The sequence below is a fragment of the Nocardia abscessus NBRC 100374 genome (assembly GCF_000308455.1).
GTDB classification, from domain to species: Bacteria; Actinomycetota; Actinomycetes; order Mycobacteriales; family Mycobacteriaceae; genus Nocardia; species Nocardia abscessus.
The window spans coordinates 1-13,509 of record NZ_BAFP01000249.1 but is presented as its reverse complement, the minus strand read 5'-3'; the positions used below and the strand labels follow the sequence as shown (position 1 = coordinate 13,509).

Below are 13,509 nucleotides of genomic sequence, written 5' to 3'. Positions count from 1 at the left end.
GGAGTGCGGCGTGCTTCCCAGTATCGGAACGCGGTCGGGCACTTCACCGCTGGTAGCTCGTCGACGACATCGCCGCCTGCGGGCGGGACTTCCACTGACATGAACGACTTCTCCTGTGTCGATGCGGTGCGGGTGGGTCGGCTCGGCCTGTTCAGCCCACCAGCTCGCGCCGGACCAGCCATGACCGCGAGTGGTCGATGATCTGCCCGACACCGTCGGCGCACACGGCGCCGTTGAGGAAGCCTTCTCGGGCCGCCTCGTCGCGCACGCCAACGCCGGTGACCATACCATCAGGTATAGTTGTCGGTACCTTTTTGAATGGAAATCGAGGTTCTTCGAGTGGCCGCAGCAGAAGCGCCGGTCACCGCGCTGAAGCTTGTCCGTGACGGGTTCACCTACGATCGAGAGGTGGAATCCATCGACCTACGGCCGCGCCGATGACAGCGGACCGGTCCGCCGACGGCGTCCGGCCCGCTACGGTCGGCGCCGCGGGTTCGGCGGCACGGCGTTCGCGGAAGGCGGCGGCACAGCAACGCGGCCGTGGCCGAACCCCGCGTCTGTCCTACGAGGCGTGGGTCGACGGGGCTCTGGCGCTGCTCGCCCGCGAAGGGGTCCCGGCCGTCAAGATTCCCCGGTTGTGCCAGGAACTCGGCGTCACCAAAGGCAGTTTCTACTGGCATTTCGATGACATCGAACAACTCATGGAGGCGATGGCCGATCGGTGGAGCGCACGGCAGAGTGAGATCATCCGTGCGCTCGGAGCAATCGAGTCCGTGCCCGTCGAAGAGCGCATCGCCAATATGGCCGCCAATCTCATCGAACGCACCTGGGCCACCGAAGCCACCGTCCGCGAGTGGGCGCGAAGCGACGAGAAGGTGGCTGCGACGGTGCGCGCCTTGGACCGGCAGATCTTCGAAACGGTGCAGAAAGCGATGCTGGAACTGGGCTTCGCTCCGGAAGACGCCCGCCTGCGCGCCGGTGCGATGGTGTACCTGGGCATCGGGTTCATCCACGGTCGCGGCAGCCTGCCTACGCCGACCGCCGAGGAAGCCCGAGCGCTCCTCGGTCTGCTGACCATCCCCGCTCCGAAATGACCTCTTACCGGCCTCGCTGAAGCTCTCGGTCGCGGCGGGGGCGGGCTGAGAACGCTCCACCCCTCGGGCATCGGAAGAGGCGTGCAAGGTCCACAGAAGCCGCCCCGGTGCGTCCGGTCGCATCCGCAGCAAAAAGTGTTGCCGACCGACTCGACAGCAGACCCGCACCGGATGCTGACAAGTAACAGTAGGCCGCATGCTTTTCTGGAAAACGTGCTGGGCAGGCCGAAGAGGCCGCCCGCGAAACGGCGTCGGCCTCTTCGGATTCGCGAATCTCACGACCGCCCTGCGCAGTACACCTTTTCAGGCTGCGACTCGTGCGGTTCGGACCATCAGGCGTAGGTGAAGAAAACGCCGGTGGTGATTCCGCCCGGAGCCGTGACCGTGATCGGCACAGTACCGAACCCGAGTGGGGTGACCGCGGTGATCTGCGTATCGGAATTCACCGTGAACGAAGCTGCCGGAAGCACCCCGAAAAATACACCGGTGGCGCCGGTGAACCCGGTGCCGGTAATGGTGACCGCGGTACCGCCGGTCACCGGCCCGGTATTCGGTGTAACCGAAACCAGCGTCGGCACGGACACATACGTGAACGGAACTCCCGGGCTGGTACCGGCCGAATTGGTGACCGTGACCGGCACGGTGCCCGTTCCCGGCGGGGTGATCGCGATGATCAGCGTGCTGGTCACCGGGATGAAGAACGTGGCAGGGGTCGCGCCGAAGTTGACCGAGGTGACACCGGTGAACCCGGTGCCGATCAGCGCAACCAGAGTTCCACCGGTCGCCGGGCCGAAATTGGGAATTATCGAGGCGACCGCAGGAGGCAGCACGGCGTATGTGTAGGGAAATCCGTTACTCGTCCCGCCCGCGTTCGCGACCGTGATGTCTACCGTGCCGCTGCCGGGTGGGGCGATCGCTGTGATCTGCGTAGGGGAATCCAGTGTGAAAGTCGTTGCGGTGCCGCCGAACCGCACCGTGGTCGGACCGGTGAACCCGGTACCGGTAATGACTACACTGTTGCCCCCGGAAGTCGGGCCCGTGGTCGGCGATACAGAACTGATAGTAGGCATGGCATTGCCTCCTTGATTGCTGATTACCTGGACCGGGGGGTGCTCGACCTGCTGGTTGCCCGGCTGTAACCATTAAGGACTCCGAACCATCACTCGGACAATGGATATCGCGATCCGTTTTCGTCCGTTTTTACGGATGGATCGATTGCAGCGCCGCCTCGGCCGAATGATTTTCCGGGCAGAGTGCGAGTTCAGTTCAGCGATCGCGGGTTCGCGGCACCGGGCTGCCGACCGGCCTGGTGTGCTTGCCGGGCCGCCGCGAGAGCGTCGCGCACCTCGGCGGCCAGTGGATGGTCGCTGCCGAGAGCTCGCGTGACCTCGTTGTACACCGTTTCGAAGAGCCGGGCGGCCTCCTCGGACCGGCCTGTCGCGTGATAGGCGAGTGCGAGTCCGTTGACCGAACGCACGGTGAGGGAATCGTCGGTGCCGAACTCCTGTTGGTTGATGTCGGCCTCGTACAGCGGAATGGCTCGGTCGAATCGGCCTGTGGCTCGGAGTGTGTCGGCAAGCGCGTTGCGGGTGTGCCGGAGGCGGGGATGGCCAGGAAGAGCGCGGTGGTACGCGGCGAGGTTCGCCTCCAACAACTCGATGGCCGTGTCTAGGTAACCGGCCGACCGGTACGCGGCCGCGAGGTTGTCGCGAGAGGCGAGGGTGGCGTGGTGGTCCGGACCGAGGACGCGCAGGCGGTCGGTCAGCGTGGCTTGAAGGTTGGTGAGGGCGTCATCGATGCGGCCTGCCGCGTGATAGGCGGCAGCGAGGTTGTGCCGGTAGAACAGAGTGTCGGGGTGGTCGATACCGAGTTCTCGCACGCTGGCGGCGACGTTCGCCTCCAGCAAGGGAATGGCTCGTCGGGGATCCCGCACTCCCAGAGCATCGGCGAAGTTGTTGCGCGCCTTCAGTGTATCCGGATGGTCCGGACCGAAAATCCGGAGGCGATCCCGTAGCGCGGCCTCCTGGATGGCGATCGCCTCGTCCCGGCGTCCGGCCGCGCTGTAGGCGATGGCGAGCCCGCCCTGAGTGAGCAGAGTGATCGGGTGGTCGGGGCCGAGTATCCGGTGGAAATCGGCGAGATTCGTTTCGAACAGGGTGGTGGCGTCGGCGAGCCGCCCGGCCGTCTGTAAGGCGCAGGCGAGGTTGTGGCGGGTCGTGAGGGTGTCCGGGTGGTCGGGCCCGAGGACCCGCAGCCGCTCGATGAGGTTGGCCTCGCCGAGGCGGACGGCTTCGTCGGCCCGGCCGGTGGCGTCGTAGATCTCGGCGAGGTTGTTGCGGCAGGCCAGCGTGACCGGATGATCGCTGCCGAAGATCCGCATGGCGTCGTCGAGGTTCTTCCGCAAGAGCGGGACAGCCTCCTCGACGCGTCCTGCCGCTCCGTAGGCGCGGGCGAGCTTGTGCAGGCAGAAGAAGGAATCGACGTGATCGGCGCCGAGTACCCGCAGGTAGGCGGGCAGGAGCTCCTCGAAGACGGCGATCGCGTCGGCGAGGTGACCGGCCGACAGGTGAACCTGAGCGAGTCCACTGCGGAAGTTGAGGGTCTCGTGCGCGTCCGGACCGAATACGTGCCTGCTGTGCGCGATGTTCTCGATGTGCAGCGCCGTGGACTTGTCCAGACGCCCTGCCTGGGTATGCGTGTCCGCGAGCTGAAAGCGCAGGACGAGCGTGACGGGATGGGCCGGTCCGTGAATCCGCACGGCGTCGGTCAGGTACGCCTCGAGCCGGGTGGTTGCTTCGTCCAGCCGGCCGGCGGCCAGATAGGCTCGGGCGAGCAGATTCCGGGCGAAAAACGTATCGGAATGGCCGGATCCGAGGATCTGCTCGCTGGCGATGACGACATCCTGCGCGAGGGTCAGCGCTCTGGCGGTGTCGGCGGCCGAGGTCAGCTGCTCGACCGCCCATCTGCGAGCGGCGAGCATCGCCGCCGAGTGCTTCCTGGTGCTGAGGTCCACCATCCCGGTGTCCCACAGCGCGTCGATCTGATCGACGAGATGAGCACCCTCCTGCCTACGCGCCCACGCCTGCGACGGCGGGAAGATATTGCGCAGGATGACGGAGAGCGCGGACCGGACGAGTTCGACCGTGGACCGCGTAGCGGGCCCCTGGCCACGCAACGCCGCGGCCGCGCGCCGGAACATGCCGATCCGCGGCGCGTTTCGACCGCGTTCGCGCAGAACACGGCTCACCAGCCGGTGCATGATCAGTGCCTCGCCCGAAGTCGACCAGGACAGCAGTGAACCAGTCACACATCGTTCCAGCGCCTCGTCGATTCGCCTGGGGCTGGTGGCGAACAAGGATCTGTGCACGCCACCGGGTGAGAGCATGGCCATCGCACCCAGTAGCCAGGCGACGTCGAGGGCGAGCTCGTAATCGTCGGTGACGGCCTCGGTGGTGTCGACGCACAACGAGATCGCCTGGACCACCGACCGCGGGTAGTCGTGGCCCGCACTGCGCCGCAATGCCGCCGGCAGCGGGCTGTCGTGCAGCAGCTGCCGGTACTGCGCGTAGCCGAGGCGTCGACCGGTCATCGTCGCCGCCGCGGCGGACAGGGCGAGCGGCAGGTCGCCCAGATCCTCGGCGACCTGATCGGCACCGTCGTCGGTACCGAGGCCCGTCGACTCGGCGAGGTAGCGCACCGATTCCGGGCGAGTGAAACAGGTGACGTCGACTGCCTCGCCGAGAGTCGCGAAGGAGCGGTCGACGCTGGTGATCAGAATGCGCGTGCGGTCACCGGTCGGCAGCAGGTCCCGGAGATGGTCGGCATCGCCGGCATTGTCGAACACCAAGAGCGCCGGAACGGTGCCACCGGACAGGTGATCGCGCAACCGCCGGGCCGATACCGCCGAGTCGCCGTCGCGGTCGGCGATGCCCAGCCGTTCCGCTATATCGGCAAGTCCGGATAGGGTGCTGTCCGGCGTTTCGGCATTGACCCAGCCCACCAGACCGTGGCCGGAATCGAACAGCGAGCGCGCGTGAGCGGCCGCGAGGTGGGTTTTGCCCACGCCGCGCAGTCCGGTGATGACGACGGCCGCCGCTGGTCGCTCCAGTGCTCGGTGCAGGCGCGCCAGCTCGGCGCGGACGACGAATTGCGGTGGCTCCCGGGGAATACGGCCCACGACCACCACGCTCGTCGCCGGCGACGACACGCGAACGCCTGCGGTGAAATAGATGTCGCGGGCGTGAACGTCGGAAAGTTGTGTGACGAGGTTCGTGGTCAGCGCGGGGGCATCGGTGGATGCCGCCGCGCCGGGCCGGGGTGTGACGTGTCACCGGCCCCGGCATCGATGTCCTCGATGTGGATATCACCGCTGAACCGTCCGCCGTGCACCCGCACGCCCGCGCCCGTCGAGGTGACGCGGCTGATCCGCAGCGCGGCGGCCTCCACCATCTCCAGGTCGACCCCGGCGGCGCCCACGTCCGCCTGCACTGCCTCCTCGATGAGTTCCCTTGCGGCGGCTAGTAATTCGCCGTCCGCAGCGGCGCCGTGCGCATCCAGCGCACCCGCGAGGGATTCCCGTTCGGCGGCGGAGTCCGGGGCAGCCTCGACCTGCGCCAAATCCACATCCCGATAACGGCGTGTGAGCAGGCCCTTCAACGCCCCATAGGCGTCGGACACGGATTGCTTGGCGGTATCGGTGAGTCCGGCGGCGGCACCGATGGCGACCGCGGTGGCGACAATGGTGACCGGGTCCATTCGAATCTCCCCCTCTGTGGCGACGCGGACGAGTAGATCAAGTGTGCCCGGTCCTGGCAAGCGACCCATCCCCGGGACCGTTCGGTGGCAGGACCACGAGCGGGCACGCGGCTGTCGCGCCCCGCCCGAAACCGAAAGTACGGCAATATGATCGAGCGATGGGAGAAAGTGGAGCGCAGACCGGCTCGAGCAGTCGTCGTTCGCTCATCCTGGGCTCAGCGGCGGCGGTCGCCGGCGCGGGGATCGGGGTGGCTGCCGTAGAGATCAGCGAAGCCGACGAGGACGAATCGATCGCGGAAGGTGCGTTCAAGATAGTCGATCGCCGCGGGCAGCAGCGGTTTCTGTTCGACACGAAGAAGCCACCGATCATCCTCGGCGGCAGAACGTATCCGCCGGAGACGCGACAAGGCCCGGACGCCTCCTATCTGATCTTCAACGACGAGAACGGCGACGAGAAGGGCGGCATCATCGCCGCCGGTGACGGCGCCTTGGTGGCGATGGACGGCACGCCCTCCATCGCGATTCTCGATGAACAGGGCGCGGTCCTCAAGCAGCTCTGAGACGTAGTTGCCGCGGGCTCCGGGCGGTATCGGGTCCGGCAGCGGCGTTATGCTGCCCTCGGTCCGGGTGGGTGCGGTCGAGAAGGGGGACCTGGGTGTTGAGGCAGCACGAGTCGTTCGCCGGCTACGTGATCGAGGGCGTGCTCGGGCATGGTGGCATGGGTACCGTCTATCTGGCTCGGCACCCACGCCTGCCGCGACTGGTCGCGCTGAAGCTGCTAAATCGTGCGGTGTCGGAGGACGAGGAGCTTCGGCGGCGCTTCGAGCAGGAAGCAAATGTTGTTGCGCGCTTGGAACATCCGGGCATCGTCGGCGTGTATGACCGCGGCACGCAGGACGGGCACCTATGGATTTCCATGCAGTACATTCGCGGAACGGACGCGTCCCGGCTGGATCCGCACACCACGCGGTCCGAAAGTGTCTTGCGCATCGTCTCGGATACCGCGCATGCGCTCGACTACGCGCACAGCAAAGGTGTGCTGCATCGCGACATCAAGCCGGCGAACATCCTGATCGCGGAGCCGGAAGCGGGCAGGGAGACCCGAGCCGTGCTCACGGATTTCGGTATCGCGCGGCTGCTCGACGCGGACACCAAGCTGACCGCGACCGGAACGTTCACCGCGACGCTCGCCTACGCGTCACCCGAACAGCTCTCCGGTGGGCCGGTCGATCACCGTGCCGACCAATATTCGCTCGGCTGCACCCTTTTCACCCTTCTGGCGGGGCAACCGCCGTTCCCATCGACCAATCCGGGTCAGATCGTCGCAAGTCACCTCACCAAGCCGGTGCCGCGGCTCAGCGATACCCGGCCGGAACTGCCACAGCCACTCGACGCCGTGATCGCACGGGCGATGGCCAAGCACCGGGACGAACGATTCGCCAGCTGCGGCGACTTCGCGGCAGCCGCCGCAGCGGCCCTCCGGGGCGACGCTCCCTTCCCGCGATCCGTTCCGGCCCGGACCGTCGTGGATCAGCACCCTGCCTACTCGGTTACGGCGGTCGACCCGTGGCCTCGTCCGGCACCGACCGTGCTGAACCAGCCTTCGGACCCGGCCCGGCGCGCCATGTCCGGACTCGCTTCGCAGCCTGCGGCTCCAGTGGACGATCCGCGCCGGCCCTCCGGCGCCCTCGCCAGGACGGGCGCCGTCGTCTCGTTCGCTTTCGGTCTGCTGTCGGCCGTGATCGTCGTCCAAGGCGTCATCGAGCTGGCCACGCGGCGCGGTATCGGCCCCGGCCGGACGACACGCTCTCTCCTGCTCGAACTTCTCGTCCCGATGTCGATCAGTTCCGCGATGTCGCTGCTGCTGATCGGCGGCTCCGTCGCACTCTTCGCGCGCAAGCGCGCCGGTCGCGTCGCGGTGGCCCTCGGCACCGGGATCATCACGCTGCTCGCTTTGATCGCCATTGGAGCAAGCCTGGGCGGAAGCACCCGCGGAGACACGGTGTTCTTCGGCACCATACTGATTTTCGCCTTCACGGGCTTGTCGTGCGCTCTTTGCCCTTCGACCGGCCGCTGGCTCGCCTACCGACGTTCCAGGACCCGGAGATGAGCCTGGTATGCGGATGACGCACCGTGGGCGCTGTGGCGGGGCGTCACCGAATTTTCAGTTGTCGCGATCGAGAGCATCCGTCGGTGGGAAGTGATCACCGGCGGATGCTCTCGAAGCGACCGGTAGTCCGGATCATCCCAGCAGCCGGTGCTCGAGTTCGCCGAGGACCGCTCGGTTACGGTCTGCGTCCAAGGCCAGAGCGGCGGCCCATACGTGTGCCGAGATGACTCCGGCCTCCACGCGGTCGATCCAGTCGTGGATGGTGCTGCGCTGGTCCAGTGTGTCGCCGTCGAAGGTGATCGGCTCGAGCTCGGCCAGGTGCACGTAGCGCAACTGGGTGAACTCTCTTCCGCGGGCGTCGAAAATGGTCGCGGCCCAGACTTCTTCGGCGGAGGAGGGTCCGGGCGACCCGGAGGGCGGCGTCGTAATCGCCTCGGCCGAGTCGCCGTCGATCCCGCGGGCGACGGCATCCGCGGCGGCACGGTGAGCCAGCCCGAATCCCCATAGCCTTCCGCCCATTCCGGTCATCATTCGCCCGGCGATATCCAGGATCGGAGAGCCCGCGGTCACAACGCTGTCGCCGGGCGAGAACGCCGCGAAGCCTGCCGCACTTGCGGCGTCGTTCTCGCCGGTACCCGTGAAACCCCAGACGTGCACGAGATCCGGGTCGATGGCCGGGGCGCTGCTGCGGCGCGCGATCATGGCGGGAAGCAGGGCTTCGATGGTGGACCGGGACGGGTAGCGGACCGCAGGCACGGCATCGGTGCGACCAACTCTGCTCTGCCGCGGATGATTTCGTCGGCCGGACATAAGCTTCTCCGTCGAGGTTCGTTTCGGACAAGGCACAGACCCGGTTGCAGGGGGCTCTCAGTGTAGATAGGTGGCCCGGGGTGTCGTCGACCGGGCGAGCCGCGCCGGAGACGACGAGTACGGCGTGCTGCCCTGGTGACCGCCGCCGACCAAGCGAGCTGAAGCCGGTCGGGCCTTCCGGTCGGAGGCGCCCGCTGCGCTATGGCTCGACCGGTCGGTGCTCTTCGATCAGCGCTCGGGCCATGAGCTTGGCGCGCTGCGCGGCCTGGAGGTCGCCTTCGGCGGCGGAGATGATCGAGCCCTTCATCAGGATGTGCCAGGAGCGGGCGAAATCGTCGGGGTCGCGCAGCCCGGCCACCTCGGCCCGGCCGCGGACGATGGTCCGGATATTGTCGAGGTATCCGATGCTCGCCTGCCCGGCCGGATGCCCGGCGCCGAGTTCGAGCAGCACGTTGATGAACGAGCAGCCGTCGAAGTCCTCACGTTTCTGGAACCAGTCGTGGAAGACGTCGAAGATCGCCAGCAGTCGACCTTCCGGGGTGTCGCCGCGCAGGCGCGATTGGGTCTCGACCAGGCCGAGTGTCCACAGCTGCTCGCGGCGCTGGAGCACGGCGAGCACGAGATCGTCCTTGGACGGGAAATGCCGGTACAGCGTCGCTTTGGCGACGCCGGACACCGCGATCACCTCCTCGGTACCCACCGCTCGGATGCCGCGGCGGGTGAACAACGTGTAGGCCGTGTTCAGTATCCGCTCGCGAGCGGATAGGGCGGCGGGCGCGGTCCGCGGAAGGTTGGGGTTCTCCATCTCCCCATGACGATAACGCTGTACAGACAGACCTGTCTATGTTAGGAAAGAAAGACAGGTCTGTCTTGAGGACGCAGGGTGGGCCCGACTGTCGAGCGCCTCAGGCGCGAAACGAATCGAGTGCCCATATGAGCACAGCAGTGCACGGTCTCGCCGCCTCCCGCCCACCACCGGCCGATGAGCCGGAAGACGCTCGTCTCCGACTGAGCGCGACCATCGAACGTCGCGGTGGCGCGTTCGTGGTCCATGCCCATGGCGAAGTCGACGCCTACACGTTGCCGACGTGGCGTCGGCTGTTGTCGGAGGCCGTCGCGGCGGCCTCGACAGGGGCTCCTCTCGTGATCGACACCAGCGGTGTTTTCTTCATGGCGTGCCGCTCGTTGCTGGTCCTGGCGGAGGAATCCGAGAGATGCCGGCGTCGCGGTATTCGGTTGAGCGTGGTCGGCAGCCGGTCGGTCGTGGGCCGCGTGGTGACCGCTCTCGAACTGGACGCCCTGCTGCCCGTCCACTCCTGTGTCGAGGACGCATTGGCGGAGTCTGCGCCGAGCGGGCGTTCGCACATCGCGGGGCGGTGTAATGCCGTCGCGCCGATGCGACACGGAGACGACCCGTCTGCATAGGTCGGCCCCGTTGGTGATGCGCCCTGCCGCGTCGCCAACGGGAAGTCGCGCGGTCGCGGAGCCGGGACGCACCGGCCGGGCCGCGCTTTCGTGTATGCCTCGAAAAGTCCTCCCGGCCAAGGCATTTTGTCATTTCACCGTCCCCGCGAGCCCTCCGACGAGGTCGGGCAGGGGAACCCGGCAGTGGGAGCAGCACTGGAAACGCTCTCGGCCGTCGCACGGAACTGGTACCGGGCTGATCGGCGGGGCACGAGTGCAACGGCGCCGGACGTCGCCGGGTGGAGTATTGCGTTCGAGCTGATCGCAATCCTGTTCGTCGGCGGGCGTATTCGGTTGAATCCGGTATCACCTCTGTACGTCGTCGTCCTGAGCAAAGCCGCTGCACGCCGATTTCCGGCGTCGCGGGCAGTGCCGAACCCAGGACAGACAGAGCTTCAGACGAGGAGCACCACATGACAGCGCAGGCCGCCGCCCCGACCCCGACCGACGCCTTCATCGCGGACTGGCAGGACTGGCACCGAGGGCAGGAGGCGCGCTTGGCCGCCCCGCACGGGTTCCTGGCCATCACCAACCTGCACTGGCTCACCGAGACACCGCAGCGATTTCCGGACGCCCCCGGCTCCTGGTCGGCCGACGCCGAGGGTGTCACCGTGGTTCTCGACGACGGTGACGAATTGGTGATCGAGGGGACGGCGGTGCGTGGCCGGTACGTGTTCGGAATCATCCCCGAACGCGGTGATGTCGATGCCGTGTGGGGCGACGCGGTGATCGAGGTCGCCAAGCGGGGTGGGCACGACATCGTTCGGCCACGGCACCCGGGCAACTCGCTGCGCACGGCGTTCCAGGGCACACCCGCCTATGCGCCGCATCCGCGGTGGGTGGTCGCCGGCCGGTATGTGCCCTTCGCGCAGCCGCGGCCGACCACCGTCGGCGCCGCCGTCGAAGGGCTCGAACACGTCTACGACGCACCCGGGCAGATCGAGTTCGAGCTGGAGGGCAGGCCGCTGCGCCTGACCGCGTTCGACGGCAAAGATCCCGGCAGCCTGACGGTACTGTTCACCGACGAGACCTCCGGGGTCACCACCTACGCCGCCAACCGCGTCCTGCACCTGGCGCCGCCGGCCGGCGACGGGACGGTGCGGCTGGACTTCAACCGAGCCGCGAATCTGCCCTGCGCCTATACCGACCTGGCGACCTGCCCGTTGCCGCCGACGGAGAACCGCCTCCCGGTCGCGATCGAAGCCGGTGAGAAGATCCCGTTCGAGCGCCGCTGAACGATGAGCGACCCCACACCTCGGATCAGGACGTTGTCCTTCCTGACTCCGGGCAACTACCCCGACGACGACCCCTACGCGGGGCTCGAGGACACGCTGCAGCTGTTCGAGTACGGCGAGCGCCTCGGTTTCCACGGTGCGTGGATCAGGCAGCGGCATCTCGAGCACGGCGTAGGATCGGCGGCGGTGTTCCTGGCCGCCGCCGGGCAGCGCACCAGCCGGATCGAGTTGGGCACGGCCGTGATTCCCATCGGTTACGAGAGCCCGTTCCGGCTGGCCGAGGACCTGTCGCTGGCCGATGTGCTGTCGCGAGGACGGTTACAGGCCGGGTTCAGCGCGGGAACCCCGCCGCATGCCGAGCTGATCGGGCACCTGGTCTTCGACGGGGACTGGCGCACCTACGATCTGTCCTACGGACGGATCGCCCGGTTGATCGAAAACCTGCGCGGCGACTACCTCGGTGCTGCCGACACGGTGATCCGCTCCCCGGGCAACACGCAACGGCCTCGGTTGCAGCCGCACAATCCGGGCTTGATCGACCGGCTCTGGTACGGCGGCGGCAGTACCCGCTCGGTCCGCTGGGCAGGCGAGAACGGGCTGAACCTGCTGACCGGGAACATCGTCTTCGGTGACCACAGCGACGATTTCGGCACGACCCAGCTGACCTTGATCGACGAGTATCGCCGATCGGTGGATCCGGCCCGGCCCGCCCGGGTCGCGGTGGGGCGGGTGATCGTCCCGTTCGACAGTGCCGACCGTGCGACCCGTGCGCGGTACCGGCAGTACGCGGCCGGTCGGCACGAGCGGACCCTCGCACCGCAGGGGGAGCGGCGCGTCCTGTTCGCCCCGGATCTGGTCGGCACCGCCGAGGAGATCGTCGACCGGCTGCGGGCCGATCCGGTGCTCGCGCGGACGTCGGAGTTGCGACTGGAACTGCCGTACGAGTTCCGTCGCGCCGATTACGAGCAGATCCTGCACGACACCGTGGAGTTGATCGCGCCGGCCCTTGGCCATCGGCCCACGGCGGATCAGCCCGGAATCGAGTACGACAGCGGTGAGGTGGCCGCGTCGGCGTGATCCGGCCACCGGGTGCCGACGGGGTCGGCGTTACCGATTCTCATCGGGCCCGAGGGCACGGATGACCCGTGCGGGCGCTCCGACGGCGATGTCGCAGCCGGTCATCGGCTTTCCGCGCGGTCGTGGTGGACTCACCCCTCCGGTCGGCGGTCACCGACCGAATCCGGCGTGGACGGATCGCGCTGCCAGGTGACGCTCAACCCGTCGCGCTCGCCGAAGCGCACCAAGTGTCTGGCGAGCACGTCCTCGAGCTGCGGCAGGTCCTCGGCGGCGGCCTCGATGCGCAGGGACAACTCGCCGGGGCGTGCGGTGACCGTCGCGCGGCCGGTGTCGAGGTCGATCCAGCCGGAAGAGTTCTCCGCCGACCACTCACCGCCGTTGCGCCGTCCCAGGTGCGCCACCAATTGCTTGCCATAACGTTCCGGCCGATCGGTGCGAACCACCGAGTGGGAGGAGCCGACGGCGGTCACCATGCGACCCGAGACGAGAATTCGATGCCCGAGACGACGTGGGCGTCGAGTGAATGCACCATCATGACGAGCACCAGCCTTCGTGTCGGACGATCACGGACCCGGCTCCGGCGAGCGCGAGCTGGAGCAGCAGCTGTGTCGAGCTGGGGTTACCACATCGCACGTCGTTCACACGGCGAAGTTCGGCAGCCGACATCCCGACGATCGCGCAGGCCGGTTACCGGCACGATGCCGTGCGGGGCTGGGCACGGGCGATCCCGCGTCAGGGTTTCGCGGCGAGCGCGGCCGCGAATACCGGCCAGGAGTTGTGCAGGTCCTCGCGCCAGTAGGACCAACTATGGGTGCCGGTGGCACGCAGCTCGAAGGTGGCGGGAATTGCGAGTTGATCGAATCTTTCGCGCAGCTGACGGGTACAGCGGTCGGCGAAAGTCTCCAGTGCGCCGCCGATGAGGAGTTGATCGATCAATTTGCCGGGGCTGTGTTCGATACCGGCG

13 protein-coding genes and 1 pseudogene are annotated in these 13,509 nt (G+C 67.5%); 6 read left to right on the top strand and 8 right to left on the bottom strand.

The window, feature by feature from the left end; genetic code table 11:
- Positions 1-151: 151 nt before the first annotated feature.
- Positions 152-286 carry a hypothetical protein gene (locus ON19_RS44120; protein WP_255218432.1) on the bottom strand — a complete coding sequence of 45 codons (135 nt, stop codon included), beginning with the start codon at positions 284-286 and terminating at the stop codon, positions 152-154.
- A gap of 151 nt (positions 287-437) precedes the next feature.
- Between ON19_RS44120 and ON19_RS31435 the strand changes: the two genes are divergently transcribed.
- Entirely contained in the window at positions 438-1,094 is a 657-nt protein-coding gene (locus tag ON19_RS31435) for a TetR/AcrR family transcriptional regulator (protein WP_051169483.1), read from the top strand.
- Between the two features lie 332 nt (positions 1,095-1,426).
- Here the strand turns inward: ON19_RS31435 and ON19_RS31430 are convergent, their stop codons facing one another.
- From ON19_RS31430 to ON19_RS31420, 3 genes are all read right to left on the bottom strand, one after another.
- Entirely contained in the window at positions 1,427-2,164 is a 738-nt protein-coding gene (locus ON19_RS31430) for an IPT/TIG domain-containing protein (protein ID WP_083899742.1), read from the bottom strand.
- A gap of 191 nt (positions 2,165-2,355) precedes the next feature.
- Positions 2,356-5,301, bottom strand: a complete 2,946-nt coding sequence (locus ON19_RS39330) for a tetratricopeptide repeat protein (RefSeq protein WP_051169481.1) — start codon at positions 5,299-5,301, stop codon at positions 2,356-2,358.
- A 68-nt stretch (positions 5,302-5,369) separates the two neighbouring features.
- A complete protein-coding gene (locus ON19_RS31420) occupies positions 5,370-5,849 on the bottom strand; it encodes a Het-E N-terminal domain-containing protein (RefSeq protein WP_043701079.1) in 480 nt (159 codons plus the stop codon).
- Positions 5,850-6,007: 158 nt separating this feature from the next.
- Between ON19_RS31420 and ON19_RS31415 the strand changes: the two genes are divergently transcribed.
- Positions 6,008-6,409: a hypothetical protein gene (locus tag ON19_RS31415; protein ID WP_043701078.1), complete on the top strand. Its 402-nt coding sequence runs from the start codon at positions 6,008-6,010 to the stop codon at positions 6,407-6,409.
- A gap of 95 nt (positions 6,410-6,504) precedes the next feature.
- Complete coding sequence (locus ON19_RS31410) at positions 6,505-7,959, top strand: serine/threonine-protein kinase (protein WP_051169480.1); 1,455 nt, start codon at positions 6,505-6,507, stop codon at positions 7,957-7,959.
- 132 nt (positions 7,960-8,091) lie between these two features.
- Here the strand turns inward: ON19_RS31410 and ON19_RS31405 are convergent, their stop codons facing one another.
- Together ON19_RS31405 and ON19_RS31400 are read right to left on the bottom strand one after the other, a co-directional pair.
- Positions 8,092-8,769, bottom strand: a complete 678-nt coding sequence (locus tag ON19_RS31405) for a hypothetical protein (protein ID WP_157229916.1) — start codon at positions 8,767-8,769, stop codon at positions 8,092-8,094.
- A 199-nt stretch (positions 8,770-8,968) separates the two neighbouring features.
- The gene (locus ON19_RS31400) at positions 8,969-9,574 is read right to left on the bottom strand and encodes a TetR/AcrR family transcriptional regulator (protein ID WP_051169479.1); all 606 of its coding nucleotides are present in this window, start codon (positions 9,572-9,574) and stop codon (positions 8,969-8,971) included.
- A 128-nt stretch (positions 9,575-9,702) separates the two neighbouring features.
- Between ON19_RS31400 and ON19_RS31395 the strand changes: the two genes are divergently transcribed.
- From ON19_RS31395 to ON19_RS31385, 3 genes are all read left to right on the top strand, one after another.
- Complete coding sequence (locus ON19_RS31395; protein WP_157229915.1) at positions 9,703-10,194, top strand: anti-sigma factor antagonist; 492 nt, start codon at positions 9,703-9,705, stop codon at positions 10,192-10,194.
- A gap of 452 nt (positions 10,195-10,646) precedes the next feature.
- The gene (locus ON19_RS31390) at positions 10,647-11,468 is read left to right on the top strand and encodes a DUF1684 domain-containing protein (RefSeq protein WP_043701073.1); all 822 of its coding nucleotides are present in this window, start codon (positions 10,647-10,649) and stop codon (positions 11,466-11,468) included.
- A gap of 33 nt (positions 11,469-11,501) precedes the next feature.
- Positions 11,502-12,545 (top strand): LLM class flavin-dependent oxidoreductase, encoded by a 1,044-nt coding sequence (locus ON19_RS31385; protein ID WP_255218431.1) that lies wholly within the window; start codon positions 11,502-11,504, stop codon positions 12,543-12,545.
- A gap of 131 nt (positions 12,546-12,676) precedes the next feature.
- Here ON19_RS31385 and ON19_RS31380 read toward each other — a convergent pair whose 3' ends face one another.
- Together ON19_RS31380 and ON19_RS31375 are read right to left on the bottom strand one after the other, a co-directional pair.
- On the bottom strand, positions 12,677-13,018 hold the full coding sequence (locus tag ON19_RS31380; protein ID WP_051169476.1) for a DUF2218 domain-containing protein: 342 nt from the start codon (positions 13,016-13,018) through the stop codon (positions 12,677-12,679).
- Between the two features lie 259 nt (positions 13,019-13,277).
- Positions 13,278-13,509 (bottom strand): annotated as a pseudogene (locus ON19_RS31375) (esterase family protein); the annotation flags it as partial.